General features: G+C 36.3%; 12 protein-coding genes and 2 pseudogenes. 5 read left to right on the top strand and 9 right to left on the bottom strand.

Translation table 11 applies throughout. The features are described from left to right. Positions 1-544 precede the first annotated feature (544 nt). From murB to OOK84_RS01690, 3 genes are read right to left on the bottom strand one after another with little or no spacing between them, the layout of a single operon-like run. Positions 545-1,432, bottom strand: coding sequence for a UDP-N-acetylmuramate dehydrogenase (gene murB, locus OOK84_RS01680; RefSeq protein WP_253309144.1), 888 nt, complete (start codon positions 1,430-1,432; stop codon positions 545-547). Next, a complete protein-coding gene (hemC, locus tag OOK84_RS01685; protein WP_264688058.1) occupies positions 1,423-2,301 on the bottom strand; it encodes a hydroxymethylbilane synthase in 879 nt (292 codons plus the stop codon). The genes murB and hemC overlap by 10 nt, the downstream gene beginning before the upstream one ends. Before the next feature lie 39 nt (positions 2,302-2,340). Next, positions 2,341-2,553, bottom strand: coding sequence for a hypothetical protein (locus tag OOK84_RS01690; RefSeq protein ID WP_253309142.1), 213 nt, complete (start codon positions 2,551-2,553; stop codon positions 2,341-2,343). Positions 2,554-3,657: 1,104 nt separating this feature from the next. Between OOK84_RS01690 and secD the strand changes: the two genes are divergently transcribed. Next, positions 3,658-5,175 (top strand): protein translocase subunit SecD, encoded by a 1,518-nt coding sequence (gene secD, locus OOK84_RS01700; protein ID WP_264732539.1) that lies wholly within the window; start codon positions 3,658-3,660, stop codon positions 5,173-5,175. Here secD and OOK84_RS01705 read toward each other — a convergent pair. Then, positions 5,172-5,957, bottom strand: a complete 786-nt coding sequence (locus tag OOK84_RS01705; RefSeq protein ID WP_264732120.1) for an enoyl-ACP reductase FabI — start codon at positions 5,955-5,957, stop codon at positions 5,172-5,174. The genes secD and OOK84_RS01705 overlap by 4 nt on opposite strands. Positions 5,958-6,216: 259 nt before the next feature. Between OOK84_RS01705 and OOK84_RS01710 the strand changes: the two genes are divergently transcribed. The 3 genes from OOK84_RS01710 (at position 6,217) to OOK84_RS01720 (ending at position 9,755) form a co-directional block, all read left to right on the top strand. Next, positions 6,217-6,654 carry a hypothetical protein gene (locus tag OOK84_RS01710; RefSeq protein ID WP_264732122.1) on the top strand — a complete coding sequence of 146 codons (438 nt, stop codon included), beginning with the start codon at positions 6,217-6,219 and terminating at the stop codon, positions 6,652-6,654. Continuing rightward, positions 6,606-7,412 carry a hypothetical protein gene (locus tag OOK84_RS01715; protein ID WP_264732124.1) on the top strand — a complete coding sequence of 269 codons (807 nt, stop codon included), beginning with the start codon at positions 6,606-6,608 and terminating at the stop codon, positions 7,410-7,412. The genes OOK84_RS01710 and OOK84_RS01715 overlap by 49 nt, the downstream gene beginning before the upstream one ends. A gap of 1,155 nt (positions 7,413-8,567) precedes the next feature. Further along, positions 8,568-9,755, top strand: coding sequence for a hypothetical protein (locus OOK84_RS01720; protein ID WP_264732126.1), 1,188 nt, complete (start codon positions 8,568-8,570; stop codon positions 9,753-9,755). A gap of 252 nt (positions 9,756-10,007) precedes the next feature. Here the strand turns inward: OOK84_RS01720 and OOK84_RS01725 are convergent. From OOK84_RS01725 to mnmG, 5 genes and pseudogenes are all read right to left on the bottom strand, one after another. After that, positions 10,008-10,154: pseudogene (locus OOK84_RS01725) on the bottom strand (transposase); the annotation flags it as partial. Positions 10,155-10,203: 49 nt separating this feature from the next. Continuing rightward, positions 10,204-11,272, bottom strand: a pseudogene (locus OOK84_RS06815) (IS3 family transposase). Positions 11,273-11,398: 126 nt separating this feature from the next. Next, positions 11,399-11,764, bottom strand: a complete 366-nt coding sequence (locus tag OOK84_RS01745; RefSeq protein ID WP_264732132.1) for a hypothetical protein — start codon at positions 11,762-11,764, stop codon at positions 11,399-11,401. 119 nt (positions 11,765-11,883) lie between these two features. Beyond that, positions 11,884-13,551: an aminopeptidase P family protein gene (locus OOK84_RS01750; protein WP_264732134.1), complete on the bottom strand. Its 1,668-nt coding sequence runs from the start codon at positions 13,549-13,551 to the stop codon at positions 11,884-11,886. A 5-nt stretch (positions 13,552-13,556) separates the two neighbouring features. After that, positions 13,557-15,578 carry a tRNA uridine-5-carboxymethylaminomethyl(34) synthesis enzyme MnmG gene (gene mnmG, locus OOK84_RS01755; RefSeq protein ID WP_264732136.1) on the bottom strand — a complete coding sequence of 674 codons (2,022 nt, stop codon included), beginning with the start codon at positions 15,576-15,578 and terminating at the stop codon, positions 13,557-13,559. Positions 15,579-15,986: 408 nt separating this feature from the next. Here mnmG and OOK84_RS01760 point away from each other — a divergent pair, with 408 nt between their 5' ends. Beyond that, the gene (locus tag OOK84_RS01760) at positions 15,987-17,075 is read left to right on the top strand and encodes a Fic family protein (RefSeq protein ID WP_264732138.1); all 1,089 of its coding nucleotides are present in this window, start codon (positions 15,987-15,989) and stop codon (positions 17,073-17,075) included. The last annotated feature ends 243 nt before the right edge of the window (positions 17,076-17,318 follow it).

The raw sequence follows: 17,318 nt of genomic DNA on the forward strand, positions 1-17,318 counted from the left end.
GTCATGCTGCCGCGAACCTTCATACCGCCGCGGTATCTCTTAGCCGCTAACACGTAGCGGGATGACGGTTGTCGTTTAGCTACAAACATTAAGAAACTTACCAAATGGAAAAAAAGGCAAAAGAAGCCCCGGTTAATATCTATTTTAAAACATTGGCGTTTTTTTTATGTTTTAAACACTTAATAACCGCGACTCAGCTTATATAGGTAAAAACCTAGAAATGTTGTGAAGACATAAGGTGCACATAGTGCAAAAAATTAAAAATAAGACGCCAACTACGTTGTTTTCTTGCTGTTTAATCTGCACAGATGAAGATAACTGAATACCTTCATTATCATAATAAGGGGGCCGGCGAAACTTGTCAAGCAAGTTTTTTCGTTTCTATAAATCTGGATTTCAGCGTTATGCGCTGGAATAACAACGTAAGGTAAATTTTTCAACATCCCAAAATTACAGAATTTAGTCTGTTTAATTAAGTGTGAAAGGTTACGATCATGCTGAGTCATTAGGAAAGATTAGAATATACAGCAGCTATAAAAACTGTTTAATAGCCACCCAAAACCCTTATTTCCCACTCAAGTTCAACATTAAATTTATCCTTCACTGCATCTTTTACTCTGTTGCCAAGGTTTTCCAAGTCAGATGCAGTTGCATTATCGTAATTGAGCAAGAAGTTACAATGTTTCTTAGAGATTCTAGCTCCACCAATATTTAACCCTAGGCAGCCAGATTTATCAATTAACTCCCATGCTCGGTAGTTTTTTGGATTTTTGAATATGCACCCAGCAGTTTTTCCTCTTATTGGCTGGCTTTTATTTTTTTTCTCAACAATTTCTTTTAACCTTTGCAATATAAGCTCATGCTCTGAGTTTACTCCTTTAAACTCAGCTTCAACAAAAATCCAATTTCCTTTTAAGCTATGTCCACGATAAAAATATCCCATTTCTTTGCTGGAGAACTCATATAGGTTTCCATCCTCTAGGTTCACTGCTTTTATGGATTGTACAACGCTTGCGATGTCACTACCATACGCACCTGCATTCATTTCTATTCCGCCACCAACTGTTCCTGGAATTCCAACTAGAAACTCGAGTCCACTAATTTGTTGCTCTCCTGCAAAGTAAGCAAGGTTCCTGAGCAGCGCAGCACCACCTGCAACAATGGAGTTGTTACCCTTACTTTTAATATATGCAAACTCCTTACCTAATTTTATTGTTATTCCTCGAATGCCACTATCTCGTACTATTATGTTGGATGTTGCACCAATAACGCTAACTGGCAGTTCAGTATTTTTAATCAAGTATGTTAAATCTTCAATATCACATGGTTTAAATAACACATCAGCTCGTCCACCGACGTTTAACCACGTCGCTTTAGACATTAAGATGTCATAACGATAGATTCCACGTACTTTAGGTAAGCTTATAAGCATTTTGATTTCAACTCTAGTCCTGCATCCATACCCATTTTCTCCGCATCTTCTATAAATGAAGTGCGCTCAGTGAAGTATATATTTTTTCCACTTGCTAACATACAACAAAGGTGTAGCATATTTTCGTTCACATATTCAGCCAAAGCTGCAAGTGGTGTAAAACATGAACCATTCACTGTCTTCATAAAACTGCGCTCTGATTTCACTCTTATAAAAGACATATTATTATTAATTTTCTCTACAAGATCGATAATTTTTACATCATTCCTTCTACATTGAATACAAATCGCTCCCTGTCCCACTGCACTTAACATAACTTTTGGTGGCAATACCTCTGTAATTAAGTGATTCTTTTCTAATCTTATGAGTCCTGCTTCAGCTAGAATTATTCCATCAAAACTTTGATTTTGCAATCTAGTTGTTACATTTCCACGTAGCGATATTATATTTAGATCTGGTCTAACATTTAACAACTGAACTTTTCTTCTTATTGAAGAAGTGGCAATAGTAGCCTGCTGTGGCAAAGACTCAAGGCTATTGTGTTTATGAGAAATAAACGCATCGCATGGACTTAGCCTTTCTAAAACACAAGGAATTGTTAAACCCCCTGAGAAAAACGCAGGCACATCCTTTAGCGAATGAACTGCCATATCTATATTATTTTCGAGCAATTCAGCCTCAATTTCTTTAATGAATAATCCTTTACCTCCTATTTCAGCAAGATTTGCGTTTGCATACTTATCTCCAGAAGTTTTTATCTTAACAATTTCAATAGATAAGTTAGGAAAAGAGTCCAGCAACTTTTGTTTTGCTTCCAAAGCCTGGGCAACTGCAAGCTTGCTTCCTCTGGTACCTATTTTGACTAGCATATGTATGACTGTTTGAATACCAAACCTTAACCTAATTAATTATTTAAACACTTTGGTAGCGTGTATTGCATGAACTTCGGTTACCATCTCTCTGATGTCATCCGAGTAGCTGACTACTTGGATCGAGTTTAATTCATCATATGAGCCTTTGCATTTATTGTACTTTAACTTAAAACCAAAAGCAACTTTGCCTTTACAAAATAATAACCTTTTATATGCATAAATAAGCTTACTGGATTCTAGTACTTGCATGACAGCAGTCCTACGTCATACCGCCGCGGTATCTCACATAGATCCCGCTAACAAGCAGCGGGATGACGGTTGTCAGGGTGTCATCCAAGTAGCCTCTTTCTTGTCATCCCAGTGCCCAGACACTGGGATCCAGAAAACTTAATTTTAACCAAGTGGCTGCATAATAAAGACTGGATCCCAGACTGGAATGACACCCTACTTAACCGTCATACCGCGATTCATTCGCGGTATCTCAGCCGCTAACAAGAGATCCCGCTAACACGTAGCGGGATGACGAATTACTATCTACACCGTCATACCGCCGCGGTATCTCTTAGCCGCTAACACGCAGCGGGATACTTAACCGTCATACCGCGATTCATTCGCGGTATCTCAGCCGCTAACAAGAGATCCCGCTAACACGTAGCGGGATGACGAATTACTATCTACACCGTCATACCGCTGCGGTATCTCTTAGCCGCTAACACGTAGCGGGATACTTAACCGTCATACCGCGATTCATTCGCGGTATCTCAGCCGCTAACAAGAGATCCCGCTAACACGTAGCGGGATGACGGTTGTCGTTTAGCCATAAATATTTAAGAAATTTACCAAACGAAAAAAAAGGCAAAAGAAGCCCTAGTCATTGTCTACTTTCAGTATTGGCCTTTTTTAAGTCTTAAACACTGCAATTTAGCTGCTTTTAAGTGCAGCTTACCTTAGTTCAAATGTTTAAGAAATTTACTAAGCAGAAAAAAAGGCAAAAGAAATCCCGTGTTAGCTAGTTGTCACTCTCTAATCCTGCAAATTGGCGTACTATACTGTCTTAAATGACTTATAAGCGCGTTTCAGCTTGTGTGGGTAAAAACCCAGAAATGTTGTGAAGACATAAGGTGCACATAGTGCAAAAAATTAAAAATAAGACGCCAACTACGTTGTTTTCTTGCTGTTTAATCTGCATAGATGAAGATAACTGAATACCTTCAGTTTCGTGATAAGGGGTCTGGCGGAGTTTGTCAAGGAAGTTTTTTTGTTTCTATAGCTACTTGGATAGGTTATTTGGGCAATAGAGAATTTTACAAAAATCTATTTTTAACTTACACTGCAATTTTAAACCTACAACTTATGTACAATAAGCTTATAGTCAAATCTTTTTCAGTGTTATGCATCTGTTTACTTGCTTTATACATAACACTGCCAAATTTCTTTGATAATAAGCTTTTTATTTCGAAAAAAAGAATAAACTTAGGCCTTGACCTGAAAGGAGGGGCATCTTTGCTTCTAAACATAGACTTAGACTTCTATTTTAAGGAAAAGCTAGGCATGCTAGCAGGTGAGATAAAAGAGACATTGCTAACAAAAAATATTGAATCTAACGTACAAAATAGCGAACAAGTAATTGTAACTTTAAATAATATTGATGATTATAAAAAAGCATCTGTGTTGATTAATGCGATAAATCCAAATTTAGAGCTAAATAGAAAAGATTCTTCAATTCTCATTTCGTATAAACCCCATTATAAAAATTCTTTGATCAGTGAAGTAGCTGCAGAATCAATAAACAATGTCCAGCGCCGTTTGGACAAACTTGGCACAAAGGAAGTCAGCGTTCAAAAACAAGGGCAGAATAAAATATTAGTGCAGGTGCCTGGAGTAGAAGACACCGAGCAGATAAAATCTCTGCTTGGCAAAACTGCTAAGCTAGCTTTTCATTTGGCAAACACTAACATAGCCAAGGTGCAGGATATAGATCACGAAACTACTGTCATGCTCAAGGATTCTTTAGGTAATTCTTATCCAATATTCCGCAAAACTGAAATAGGTGGCGATTCGCTGGTTAACGCATCAGTTAGATTTGGTCACTTAGGTAAACCAACAGTGCATTTTAAATTTGACAGCATAGCGAGTAAAAGATTCGCGAAAATCACTAAAGAAAATGTGGGAAAACCTTTTGCAATTGTTCTGGATAACACAGTCTTAACAGTACCTACAATACGTGAGCCAATTTTAAATGGAGAGGGAGAAATTAGCGGTAATTTCACTGAAAAACAAGCAAGCGAACTTGCAATACTTTTAAAATCTGGAGCACTGCCAGCACCACTTAAAATAATTGAAGAAAAAAACATTGGCCCAAGCCTTGGAGAAGAATCAATAAAGGCAGGGGAAATGGCAGCAACAATCTCTATTATAGCCGTGGCTTTATTTATAATTATCACTTACGGCAAATTAGGTATATTAGCTTCTGTTGCGCTTTTTTCTAATGTAATTCTTATATTATCAATTCTCACTCTGCTTGAAGCAACTCTAACTTTACCTGGAATTGCAGGTATTGCACTCACTGTCGGTATGGCGGTGGATGCAAATGTTTTAATATTTGAGCGAATTCGCGAGGAAATCAAATCTGGCAAGAGAGTGGAACGTGCTATTGAAGAAGGGTTTAAAAACGCTATAAAGACAATACTGGATTCAAATATCACAACACTCATTGCTGCAGGAATAATGTTCATTATTGGCAGCGGAGCAATTAGAGGCTTTTCTGTCACTTTATCAATAGGAATTTTATGTTCGATGTTTTCTGCAATCACATTCACAAAACTCCTGATAGAGTTGTGTATGAACCCGAAGGAACTAGTGCTTTGTTAGTCAACCACCTTCATTCCCACAACGTTATATCCTGAATCGACGTGCAAAATTTCTCCAGTAGTGCCACTACTTAAGTCGCTTAATAAGTATAACGCTGCCTTGCCAACATCCTCTATTGTAACATTGCGTCTAAGCGGAGAATTATTTCTATTCCATTCTGATATGAAGTGAAAATCGCTTATTCCAGAAGATGCTAAAGTTCTGATTGGACCAGCGGAAATTGCATTTACTCTGATATTTTGTGGCCCGAGATCACATGCTATATATTTTACACTTGCTTCAAGTGCTGCTTTACATAAACCCATAACGTTATAATTTGGCATAACTTTTTCAGCGCCATAATAAGATAAAGTAAGTAAACTACCACCACCTGACATCATTTTTTCAGCTCTTTGCGCTAAAGCAGTGAAAGAATAGCACGATATATGCATTGCATTGAGGAAGTTATTCAGTGAAGTATTGACATATTTACCATCTAACTCATTTTTATCGGAGAATGCTATTGCATGTACCAAAAAGTCAAGAGTACCCCATTTTTTCTCTATTATTTCAAAAGCGTTATCTATGATTTTTTCATTTGAAACGTCACAGTGTAATATTAGCTCCACATTTAATTCATCTACTATCGGTAATAATTTTTCTTTTACTATTTCGTTCTGGTAGGTGATTGCAAGTTCTGCCCCGTGCTCTGAGAGAGCTTTTGCTATACCGCATGCTATTGATCTCTTATTTATTATTCCAGTTATTAACCCCTTTTTGCCTTGTAATAGACTTGTCATCATAGAACTATCTGTTTTTTTATAATTTGGAGTATTAACTAGATAAAGTCAAGATATCAACTATGTTTTAAAACATTTTTTGCAGTAACTTGAAGTCTAATACCACTGTTAACAAAAAGGCAGCGATGAGAGTTTCTTAGATTGCTTTTTATTAAAAAAACAAAGCTTTATTAATTAAATATTATAGTTAATAATTACACTTTCTTGACAAGTAATTAAAATAGTGTTAAACTGCGTGCATAAAATAATTAATGAGGTTACGATGTTAAATGATATTATAAAACAAGCTAGTGGCTGGGATACGAAAGCACTAGCTAAGATATTTAGTAACAAAGAATTTCTTAAGTCAGTTGATGGTGATAAAGAAAAGTACCTAGCAGATCTGATTTCAGGATACGCTGTAACTCTGCCAAGAGAAATAATACCTGATATTGTTACTCTGGATGCTTTGTGTTTTACTTATAAAAAAGATCCTTCAATTTTACCGATTTTATTAAAATACCTTACTCATAAAAATTTACTTCAAGAAGCCAAAGATGATTTGGATAAACTAAATCAAAAGTTGCAAGGTGTAATGGATGAGGAGCTAAAAAAGCTACAGGACGAGCGGAAGCTATTGTGTGAAGAGACAGCTGAGTTATCTGGTAAGAAGTGGATGTTGAACAGGGTGAAGTGCTTGTTAAAAAGAGTGAAAAAATAACTGAAACTGCATCTAAGATCGAGGAAATTAAGTTATATAAAGAAGACATCAAAAACCTTTTTAACGGTAGTAAAACAAAATCAAATTCTTATCCATCCAAATATTTCTCTATACTAAATAGTGGGCTTATAGAGATAATGGAAAAAAAGCTAACAGCTTATGTTAAGGATAATACTGATATTGGAGAAACATATTCAAGTCTGAATAGTAAAGCGAAAAAAATTGAAATGTTAAACAATGTAAAAATTGTATTACTGTGTTCTTCCGCTATGGTTTGTGGAATGGCATGCATGCCATTTATTGCAGTTTTTTGTCAATCATGTGCAGGGCCTAGTGAATTCCACTACTCTATGCTTTATTTCTTCATTCATTACTCATTACCAATTCTATTTCCAATCGCTGCTACACTACTTGCACTGGCAGGTGCGGTTTACCTAGTGCAGAGGCACTATGAGCAAAGTTTTGAAAAGGAAATGCAAGACTTCATGGAAGGACCAAAGCGTGCAGAGAAAGCAACTAATGAAGATGTGAAGAAATTAGAACAAGAAGGAACAAAAGTAGGCGATGTAATAGATCTTTCTGGCAATTGTGAGATGAATGATAAGGTAGAACCTTCGGCACCACCTAAGCGGTCAGGATTGTACCCAGATCTTTCAGAAGAACTTTTAGCATCGTCATGCAATAAGAAAGATTCACAACCAAACAGTAATCTTGATTCTCCTCTACTTCCATCCAATACAATGCAGCAAGTGGTATAACTCAAAGCCAGAGGTTGCGATTGTAATAAAGACATAAAAAAAACGGACAAGTCAAGTAAAGTTACAAATGTAATTTTGCTTGACTATCCATTTATCACCACCTAAAGCAGCTAACAAAGCCATCTCATATGACATTTTGTCTATACCTAATTAAGCATATCAATAAGTAAGTAAATTTTAATATAATCTTATTATACTTATAAATATGCTGTATATAGGGAGAGTAGACCAGCGGACCTTCCCCACCAGCCTCTCACAGAACTGTGCATGAACCTCTCGACTCACACAGCTCCCATTATTCGGCCCTTGCTACTAATTATAGCATAATCAAGGACTCTGTTTTAATCAATTGCTCATCCCATTTCTGGTTGACAAATAATTAAAACTGAATAACTCAGCCCCTTCGCTCCATTTCCATTACAGAAACTTCTTCACTACTACGAGCTGATCCGCCCCTGTTTCTCGCGTCGGTACTCTCATCCTTAGAGATCAGCTCTTTGGACTTCTCCCTTATCATCGAAACGACAGGTTCCCGCAGTTCCACGCAATAGCCCAAAATAGATTCACGCCACCTCTATGCCGTACGCCACCTATCCGGTAAACAAGCTCCCGATAGATTTATCCCAGGTTACAAACAACCCCCTGGTTTTGAAGTCATTTAAAAGGTTTCGACACTTCATCAGTGGTTCACTTTCGTTCATCTCTCCATTCCTTACATGACATATAATTATGCCTTTTCCATAACGCTCACTACCTTGCCAAAGCAGCTTATAGTTGTTTGAAGCCTGCTCTTGTAAACCGGCTCCGAGGGGCCCACCCTCATCTATTGCGTAGCTTTTGCACTTAGTTTGCTCTTACTTGAACATTCTTTGTGTCTCTACGGCACACCTAACCCAAGAAAGGTTTTCCCACGTCATACCGCCGCGGTATCTCAACATAGATTCCGCTAACGAGTAGCGGAATGACGAATTTGTTGTTTTTCAAATCGTTGGTAAACCTAAGTCACTTTAGCTATAGCAGCCGTCTATCTTAGATTGCTTCTTATTAAAAAAACAAAGCCTTATTAATTAAATATTATAGTTAATAATTACACTCTTTTGACAAGTAATTAAAATAGTGTTAAACTGTGTGCATAAAATAATTAGTGAGGTTGCAATGTTAAGCAGTATTATAAAAGTAAAATTAGAGAAAAACTGTTGTCCTTTTGAGAAATTAGAAAACTTCTTTGCTAAAAGGGTATTTCATATAGATGATCGAAAAGGATTCAAAGATTCTTCAGTAAAGTTAGTTATCGAGTATCCCTACGATTCAACTTTAACTTTAACTCTACCAAGAGAAGCAATACCTAATTCTTTCGCTTTGCAGCTTTTATCTTCACTTTATAGAGGAAATGCACTAGCTTTACCTATTATATTAAAATACCTTGTTCACAGGAATTTATCTAAAGATTTTGATGAGATCAGTAAAAAATTACAGGCCAAAATGGATCAAGATATACAAGAAGCTCAGCTACAACACAATTCTGAAATTTCTAAAGAAATTGAGTTATGCAAAAAAGATATTTTAAATGTTCTGGATGGTGGTAAATCAGTATTGAGTGTTCAATTGAAGCAAAAATACTATTCTATACTAAAAAATGATGTTAAAGAATTAGAGGCTGAGATTTCAGAAGAACTAGAAGAGTATGTTAACAACACTAACATTCACGAAATATATCAAAGCCTTAACAGTAAAATAAAGAAAATAAAGCATTATAATAAAATAGTATATCGTACACTTTGTACTTCTGGTTTTGTCGCAATGTCTTTATTGATTGCTCCATTGATAGCATTTGATGTAACGACTAAAGGTGGTGGTTTTTTAGAGGCTCTTATGTATACAGCAACTCCATTTTTGGTTGTTGCAACGTTAGCACTTATAATAGCAGGTGTAGCTTACTTAGCAAGTTGTTATCTAGAGCATAGTTTTGCAAAAGAAATGCAAGACTTTATAGAAGGACCAAAATATGTAGATAAAGCAACTAATACTGAAGATGTGAAGAAATTAGAACAAGAAGAAACAGAAGTAGGCGATTATGGTAAAAAACCTTCGGCACCACCATACGATGGACCTAAGCAGCCAAGATTGTACCCAAATCTTTCAGAAGTACAACAACCACCATCATACGAAGAAGCTTGCTCTACCGTGCAACCGAAAGATTCACAACCAAGCAGTAATCTTGATTCTGCTGAGCCTGAGCAGCCAAAACTAGTTATGGATCTTTTAGAAAGTCTTCCAGAACAACTAAACGCAAAATTGGGTCCTGTTCTACGTCCATCTAATACAGCAAGAGGTGTAATTTAGGGCTAGAGGTTATGATTGTAATAAAGATATAAAAAAACGGACAAGTCAAGTAAAGTTACAAATGTAATTTTGCTTGACTATCCATTTATCACCACCTAAAGCAGCTAACAAAGCCATCCCATATGACATTTTACTTATATCTAATCAAGCATATTAATAAGTAAGTAAATTTTAATATAATCTTATTATACTTATAAATATGCTGTATATAGCTAACCTAAGTAAGGTTTCCCCGAGTGCTGAAAAACAAAATCAATAGCCGAATTGATATCGGGCCAAAAGCTTGGCAGCGCTTTTTTTTATGGCATGCTTGATGGCAAACCAGAACTTCTCAATTGGATTTAAATCAGGCGAGTATGGCGGCAAAAATAAAACTTTACATCCAACACTTTCTATTAATTTTCTCGTTCTTTCAGACTGACCTTACCCAGAAAAAGTAGAGAGAAAGTTAAGACGTTTTTGTCATGAGAATAAATTGTGCAGGAATGCAATAATTAATAGTAGAATGCCTACGTTGTTTGTTATAAAAGATTTCTATGTATTCAAATATGGCAGTTCTGTTTTGTTGAGCGAAAAGTATCAATAAGCAGCTCCCTTTTGAGTGAACTTTTCTGCAACAGAGTTATCGTAACAACAGCTCTTATGGCTCATGCTGGAAATGATGTTTTTTGTATTCAATAGAAATTGGTAATTTTGAGAGGTATACTGTGACCCTTGATCGCTATGTAACAGCAGATTTTTATCGGGTTTGCGCTTATTAACGGCCATCAATAAAGAGTCAATAACCAATTGTTTATTTATTGAGCTACTCATTAACTACCATACGTGAATATAGGTCAATTATTGCTGCCAACAACCTTCCTTAGTTTTTATATAAGTAATATCGTTTACCCAAACTTTATTTGGCTGATCAGTGGTGAATTTTTGATCCAATGTGTTCGGAGCCACAACTCGGTTGCTTATTTGCTGTTTTTTATTTTTGAACCTTCGTCTAAGTTTGGCTTTAATGCCATTTTCTTGCATAACACTTTGTACTGTTTTAATTTTTGCCTAAAGCTTTTAATTCAGCGTGAATTTTAGGGATCTGCATTTGGATGCTTTTTTTGAATATCTGCTAGAAGCCCATCTCTTGCTAATTCCTTACTGCTTTTTCCCTTAGCAACCCATTTATAATAACCACCAGCAGATATGTCTAAAACCCTACATAGTTCCTGTATTTTATAGCAATTTCTATATAAAAGAATACTTTACTCTTTTTGTTTGGTCAGGGCTTTTTTTTTAATGTCTCTTTCTCTTGTTACTCTTGCTAGTTCTTTTTTTAGATCAAATCTTTCTTTGTCATAAGGAGCCTTTGTCTGGAAATGCGTATGCTTCTGACATTTTTCCATCATATTTTCTTACCCATTTACTTAACATACTGCCATCTATGCCTAGATCTTTTGCTATTTTTTTACTTCTGTTTCTTTAACCAGCTTAACAGCTTCTAATTCGAATCCTGCTGCTTCTATTTGCCATATTTTGAAAAAACGTTTTATTTTACTCCAAAAACGTCTTAACTTTCTCTCTACTTTTTCTGGGTAAGGTCACTAGACACTTATGCAGCTGTGCATAGAATGACAGAAGAGACTTGCGTTAGATATTGTTTATTTACTTTCGATCTTTTCTATCAATTTTTTAACTAAGCCTCTTAGCTTTTTACTGGATTCATCAAGCTCTTGAATCTGCGAGCTATGCTCTTTCATTAGTTCCTTATAGTTACCTCTTATGTAGTCAATCATTTCCTTCATCTGAGCAATCATCTTGTTAACATCCATACTACCCAAATCAGGTACCATGCCAGGCATAGCCCCTTCTAACATACCGCCAGACATAAGCTGCTGGGACATTTGCATAAATGGTTTTAAAGTCTGATTAAGCAATTCAGGATCCTTGGCTAATTTTTCTATTTGCTCTTTGCAAGTATCCATATACTGCTTCATAAATTCATCTTCTTGTCCTTTGTCTATCATAATATGTCTACCTAAAAACACGTATTCTTTATTATATATCGTTTTTAAATTAAAAACAATACAAAATACCTATCACAATTGCATTAATACTTTTTAAACAATAAAAAATGCTCCTTTGCTTACAAATGGTCACATACCTTCTTTAACCATTCCTTATCTTTTACGCTATTTTCTAAGTTTTCATAGACAAATTGATGATAGCTATTTATCCATTCAATTTCATCTTTAGTAAGCATTTGCACATCTATTAGCCTTCTATCATATGGAATGAAGGTCAGTTGTTTGAAATGTAAAAAGCTATTTTCTTGTCTGTCGACATACATCAGATTTTCAATTCTTATTCCATACTCTCCCGGAATGTAATAACCAGGTTCGTTGGAAAGTATCATTCCTGGCGTGAGTTTCACTTTATTGCCCTTTGATATTGCTTGTGGTCCTTCGTGTACTGATAGGTAACTTCCTACTCCATGCCCTGTACCATGCATATAGTCCATTCCAAATTTCCATAAATGCGTACGTGCCAATATATCCAATTCTCCACCAGTAGTGCCAGAAGGAAAGATGACACTTGCTATAGCAATGTGAGCTTTCAATACTATTGTATAGTGGGTTATTTGCTCACTAGTCGGATTACCAACCACTACAGTTCTTGTCACATCAGTTGTGCCATTAAGGTATTGGCCACCAGAGTCAATCAAATATAGTCCACTTTTCTGAATTACCTTATTCGTCTTACTGCTTGCACGATAGTGAATTATTGCACCATTTTCATTAAATGCGGAAATTGTCGGAAAACTTGATTGCTTAAACAAATTCTGTTCTTTTCTGTATTCTAAAATCTTTTCTTCAGCTTCAAGTTCTGTACCAACATTACTTTCAAGCCAATGTAGAAAGTTTGTAACTGCCACTCCATCTCTGATATGCGCATTTATAGCCCCAGCTATTTCAGTTTGGTTTTTTACTGCTTTATAAATTAGACAAGGATCTTCTCTTTCAGCTACCTGTTTATCTTTTGTTACAGCCATGATACTCATTGGAGTTGTGTTTGGATCTATAACTATTGAATTTAGCTTGTGCAGCGAATTTTCTAGCTTACTAATATCAAAAATATTTATATGATTGCCTAAATTTGCTTCTATAGTTGAATGTTCTTTATCTTGAATAAACAAATCAACATTACCGCTTTTATACAATATAGCACGGCCCAATATACATGGAGTATATTTGGCATTTTCATTTCTTAAATTTAATAGCCATGAAATTGAATTTGGATCAGTTAAAAGCACTGCTTCAGCTTCTTTATCTATGCTTTTAGCGACTTTTTCACATTTATTCTTGCTACTTTCACCAGCATATTTAATAGAATGTAAAACCACTGCTTGTTTTCGATAGTCACTTTTTTTTCCAGCTAAACAGGGTATTAATTTACAGATATTCTCATACTTTCTTATATCTTCTATGGTAAAATATTGCAAATAGTAACCTAGTGAGGTGGTCAATGTTAAGTTTGCTTTTACCCATTCGCGTGGATCCTCTTCTTGTATATTATATACTTGAAAATTGCCCCGATCGAGCTGATTGCGAGCTTGTGTGATATAGCGTCCATCCGTAAAAAATGGGCACTTGTTGTCTTTTGTAACGATAAGTAGCCCATTTGTTCCTGTAAAGCCACACAGCTTTGTTAGCTCCTCTGAATACTCATTTAAATATTCATCTTTAGTATGCAACATAAATGCGTCAACATTTGTTTCACACATAAAAGAACGAAATTCTTCGATTTTTGACATATACCTCACGCAAAACTAGCAGCTACTTTCGTTTTCTTATTCCTAAGGTACACTAATATGCTCACTATCGCTGCGGGAGTGATGCCTTGTATTTGCTTTGCAATGCCAATCGTCGCTGGTTTTATCGTCTGCAACTTTTCTATTACTTCACTTGACAGGCCTTTAACTTGTGAATAGTTAAAATCAATTGGAATTTGAGTGTTAATTTCCTCTCGTAAAAACTTCATATCTGCTTCTTGTCTTATTAGATAAGGTTTGTATTTTGCTTCAATTTCAACTGCTTCGCATATTTCATTCTTAGTTATGCTACCCATTGCGGCGTCATTCCAGCGCGTAACGCTGCTTTTTTCCTGGATCCTAGTGTCAGCTACTCGGATGATATGAGAGTGTCCTGAGATGACGGAAGAGGATCCAGTATCCGTTGTGCAGCGCGTGATGCTGCTTAACTCCGGCCATATTTCTTGTAATTTATTCCAGTCGATGTTTGGATAGCTGAGTAAATCTAGTGCCGTTTTTCTTATCCCATCATAAGATATTTTAATACCATAAGACCTAAGCTGCTCAGGAGTAATCGTCAGACTCCCTAACTTCTCTTCAAGCTGCTTAATGGATTTAAGTTTATTCTGTAAAACAGAGTATCTCTCATGCGAAACAAGGGAAATATCATAACCTTTTTGTGTTAATCTTCTATCCGCATTGTCTGACCTGATAGCTAGCCTATATTCTGCACGTGAGGTAAATAATCTATAAGGCTCGATCACCCCTTTGGTGACCAAATCATCTATCATTACACCGATATATGAATCTGTGCGGTGAAGAACAAAGCTTTCTTTTTTTTCAGATGCAGAGAGTGCTGCATTAATTCCGGCGATAATTCCTTGCCCTGCTGCTTCTTCATATCCAGTGGTGCCATTAATTTGGCCAGCAAAATATAGACCTTTAATTTTCTTAGTTTCAAGAGTATGGCTTAGTTCTCGTGGATCAATATAGTCATACTCAACTGCATATCCAGACCTCAATATTTCTGCGTTTTCAAGTCCTTTGATACTCTTTATCATTTCATTTTGCACTTCAACAGGCAATGAATTTGAAATTCCGTTTGGGTATACAGTATCATCATCCAGCCCTTCTGGTTCTAAAAATATTTGGTGACTACTTTTTTCTGCAAATTTATTAACTTTAACTTCAATGGATGGGCAGTATCTTGGTGCAACAATGTCATCCAAATACGAAGAAGCTGACCTATGAAGATTTTCTCTAATTATTTTATGCGTATTTTCATTAGTATGGGTAATAAAGCATGATACCTGAGGTTGGTTAATTTTTTCTGTGAGATAAGAAAACGGCACAGGTGGGTTATCACCCACTTGTTCTTGCAATATTGACCAGTTTATAGTATTACGATCAAGCCTTGGTGGAGTTCCGGTACGCAGTCTACCTAATCTAAAATCATACTTCTTCAACGTATTTGCAAGTTCTACTGCAGACTTATCTCCCATTCTTCCTGAAGGAGTTGTTTGCTCTCCTATATGAATCACACCCCGCAGAAAAGTCCCTGTAGTTAGAACGACTTTACTTGTTGATATACGTTCACCTGAGCTTATCATTACAGCTTTAATGCACGGTTCTCCATTGCCATTACTTTCTATAAGAAAATTGTCAACTGACTCTTCTTTTACCGTCAAATTGTTATAATTTAGAATAATTTCCTGTATTGCCTGCTTATATAATTTTCGGTCTGCCTGTGCACGTGGTCCCCATACTGCTGCACCTCTGCTGCTATTTAAAATGACTGAGTGTATGCTTGCTTGATCGATTGCTCTTCCCATTATTCCATCAAGAGCGTCAACTTCCCTGACTACAACACCCTTTGCAACTCCTCCAATTGCTGGATTGCAGGACATTTCTCCTATAGTTGAAATTTTATGAGTTATAAGCAGCGTGTTTGCACCAAGGCGAGCTGCCGCAGCAGCAGCTTCGCACCCTGCATGACCACCACCTACTACTACTACGTCATATTTATGCATGCTTTTTTGAGTAATTCTACTCTACTAATATTCCGATTATCAACGGTTAATGTCAAATCTTGTTATTCCAATGTTACACACTGGAATAACAGAAACCTTACTTGATTAGCTTAAACTTTCTTCCTTCCCTTTTGAAGAAAAGTGCTCAAATTTATTAGCAGAATGGGGTGGATGCTATTGAAATTAAGCACGCTTCAGAGTGATTTTTTTTAAAATGTACAGTATTTCTGTGAACTCTCTCAAACAGCTAAGGGGTTATACAGGTCAGCAGACACGCAAAAGTTAAACTTGTGCCAATAAATGAAATAGATCAACTATCCAGAAAGTAATCTACAGTATTTAGATTTGCAAATGTTGCATTATCTGCATTTTATCAGCATAATATAGAAGTAATGTAATGCAGATATTATGCCGATAAAATTTACACCAAATTATACAATTACCTCCAAAATCGCTGGTTGTCTTATGAGGATTGAAGCAGCAAAGGAAAAAGTGTTACATTTACCACTCACTGTATCAATGCTTTCATCTCTTCGTGAAACTGCAAGGCTCTATACAACACACTACTCTACTATGATTGAAGGAAATCGACTTGAACCTAAACAGATTGAAGAGATTTTAAAGCATAAAGGTCACTTCCCAAGGTATAAGAGAGATGAAAATGAGGTTAAAGGATATTATGCAGCCTTAACTCGAATTGAACAATGGGCAGCAAGGAGAATACCCATTACTGAGAAAGCTGTTCAAACACTACATGCTCTAGTAATAGCAAGTGGAAAATCTAAAATAAAACCAACACCTTATCGTGATGGTCAAAACGTTATTCGTGATAGCCGTACACGTGCAATAATTTATATGCCACCTGAAGCAAAGGATGTACCAAAGCTCATGAGCAGTATGATTGATTGGATTCGTGACAGTGAGCAAGTGCCTTGCCCAATTATTGCAGGTATTGCGCATTATCAATTTGTAACAATTCACCCTTACTATGACGGTAATGGTCGTACTGCAAGATTGTTGACTACATTAATTTTACACCTTGGTGGATATGACCTAAAAGGACTTTATTCATTGGAAGAATATTATGCCAAGAATCTAGGAGCGTATTATGAAGCAATCAGTATAGGTCCATCGCACAACTATTACATGGGAAGAGCTGAAGCAGATATTACCAAGTGGATAGATTATTTTGTGGAAGGTGTGGCAATTGCATTTGAGAATGTTTTACAGCGTATAAACGAGGAAGGGCACAGAACTGACCAGACTGATCTTATACGTAAACTTGATCCTAAACAGCGTAGGGCTCTTGAGCTCTTTGGGGAATTTTCCATGATTACAGCTAGTCAAGTAGGCAAATTATTTAATTTTAAGCCTCGCACCAGTGCTCAGCTTTGTAAAAAGTGGGTAGAAATGGGATTTATTGAGGTTGTAGACTTTTCCAACAGAGGAAGAAAATACAAGCTTAGCAAGCAATATGAGGATCTGATTTCAAACTAAAAACTGTTTCTAATCTAGAATTCGGGTTAAAAGCACGCACTCAAGGCAAGTAGGTCATCGTAGGACATGAGTACTAGCAGAATGGGGTGGATGCTATTGAAATTAAGCACGCTTCAGAGTGATTTCTTTAAAAATATACGATATTTCTGTGAACTCTCTCAAACAGCTAAGCATACACGCAAAAGTTAAACTTATGCCAATAAATGACCTTACCCAGGTTGCTCGGTTGTAAGCAAGAGAAGA

Source organism: Wolbachia endosymbiont (group A) of Sphaerophoria taeniata (genome assembly GCF_947250735.1).
GTDB lineage: Bacteria > Pseudomonadota > Alphaproteobacteria > Rickettsiales > Anaplasmataceae > Wolbachia.